Source organism: Exiguobacterium sp. A1_3_1 (assembly GCF_048985645.1).
Taxonomy (GTDB): domain Bacteria; phylum Bacillota; class Bacilli; order Exiguobacteriales; family Exiguobacteriaceae; genus Exiguobacterium_A; species Exiguobacterium_A indicum.
On sequence record NZ_WBYY01000290.1, the window covers coordinates 1 to 1,705 of the forward strand.

Genomic DNA, 1,705 nt, shown 5'->3' on the forward strand with positions numbered 1-1,705 from the left:
GTCCTTGAACGCTGTGCCGCACACGGCATCGCGACCGACCGGCTGTTATTCAGTTCGTTCAACCATTATTCGGTTGCCTTGATCCAAAAGCTCGACCCACGCGTTGAGACAGCGATTCTCTATCCGTATCCGATCTATCATCCGGAAGAACAAGCCCTCCGAATTGGTGCGACCGGTATCCATCCCGATTATCGACGGGTGACGGAAGCAGACGTTGCGTTCGCTCACGCGCAAGACGTCACGGTCCGGGTTTACACTCCGAAGACGGTCGAGGATGTCCGGCAGATGCAACGAATCGGTGTCGACGCCGTCATCGTCAATGATCCAAAAGGGATGCGCGACACATTCGAAGGATGAGGAGGAGGAAGGGATGCGCAAGGAATACGTATTCGTCATCAGTTTGTCGCTCGTCGCTTTATTCGTCGGACTTCAGCTTGGCTTTGCCCGCTTGCCGGAACCAAAACCGAAGCAAGTGACGACGACACCGATGCGCCCTGCGGATTATCAGGCAGGACTTGCGTCAGCGAAATGGGAACTGAAGCAGATTCAGCGCTTCACCTTGAAAAGCACCCTTCCTGCGGATGGAACGACGGTGACCTGGATTTATGAGACCCCATCCGATGAACGAATTGCGGTCGATTGGTATTACGTCGAGAGTTATCCGGAAGAACAAGTCCAGATGACACGAAACGAGACATCCCGGATCATCTCGTATGAACGCTATTTAATCGTCATTCGACCGATTTACGGAACGGTCGTCGATAGTGAACTCGAACAGTTCGCTCTTCGCTTTACAGGTTACTTCACGACACAACAACAGGGGGAAAACGATGTCAGGTAAAATCATTCTCTTGATTGGTGGATCGGGCAGCGGAAAGTCCTCCCTGATCAAACGTCTGCGAACGGAATACGCGCACGTCCGGTTCATCCCGTCGGTGACGACCCGACCGAAACGACCGACAGAGATTGATGGAGCAAGCTATCATTTCGTCGACGTCAAGACGTTCCAACAATTGATCCAAGACGACGGCTTCATCGAATACGCCCACGTCCACCGGGCGTGGTACGGGACACCGCGTCAAGCGTATGTCGATGTCCTCGAACAGGATCAAATCGTCATCAAGGACATTGATCCGAAAGGGGCGGCGAACTTCAAGCGTTTGTTTGGCGACCAAGTGATCACGATTTTCGTCTCGGTCCCACCCGACTTGATGAAGGAACGACTGTTGATGCGCGGGGATACACCGGAGTTTGAAGCGCGACTCGTCGATTACGAGGAAGCGTGGAAAGAACGCGATCATTATGATTATATGATTGAAAACATCGATTTTGAGACAGCGTATGCCGATCTGCTTGAGATCATTGCTGGCTACATTCCACAGGCATGACGAAGAGGACGCAAGATGCGTCCTCTTTTTAATGTCAGAAAGGAGTCTTCATGTTACCTTTGCATCCCTTACTCACGCACGTTGTAAGCAAAAGACAGTTATCTGGTCGATCGCGCCAAGCCGTCTGGTCCGTCAAGACGGCAACAGCGCACTACATCGTCAAGGTCGTGACGGATCCGTCTAGTCGTCAATTTGAACGAGAAGCCGCTGTCGCGATCCCAAAACAAGAGGGAATCTCTCATGCCTTACCGCTAGCGACCGGACGGACCGCAACGACCGCTTACGGTATCTATCCCTACCCTGTCTCTTATACACAT

At 52.3% G+C, this 1,705-nt stretch carries 4 protein-coding genes; all 4 read left to right on the forward strand.

The window, feature by feature from the left end; all coding sequences use genetic code 11:
* Window positions 1-357: glycerophosphodiester phosphodiesterase family protein (locus F8N00_RS17810; RefSeq protein WP_421018724.1), on the forward strand; the 357-nt coding region annotated here is incomplete at its 5' end.
* A 13-nt stretch (window positions 358-370) separates the two neighbouring features.
* Complete coding sequence (locus tag F8N00_RS17815; RefSeq protein WP_421018725.1) at window positions 371-841, forward strand: hypothetical protein; 471 nt, start codon at window positions 371-373, stop codon at window positions 839-841.
* Complete coding sequence (locus F8N00_RS17820) at window positions 831-1,388, forward strand: guanylate kinase (RefSeq protein WP_023468286.1); 558 nt, start codon at window positions 831-833, stop codon at window positions 1,386-1,388. The genes F8N00_RS17815 and F8N00_RS17820 overlap by 11 nt, the downstream gene beginning before the upstream one ends.
* Before the next feature lie 50 nt (window positions 1,389-1,438).
* Window positions 1,439-1,705 (forward strand): hypothetical protein (locus F8N00_RS17825; protein ID WP_421018726.1); only part of this gene is annotated, 267 nt, incomplete at its 3' end.

What these genes read in the sequence shown, in the direction of transcription:
- F8N00_RS17820 (WP_023468286.1), top strand. Translation starts at nt 831, where the DNA reads ATGTCAGGTAAAATCATTCTCTTGATTGGTGGATCGGGCAGCGGAAAG.
- F8N00_RS17815 (WP_421018725.1), top strand. Translation starts at nt 371, where the DNA reads ATGCGCAAGGAATACGTATTCGTCATCAGTTTGTCGCTCGTCGCTTTA.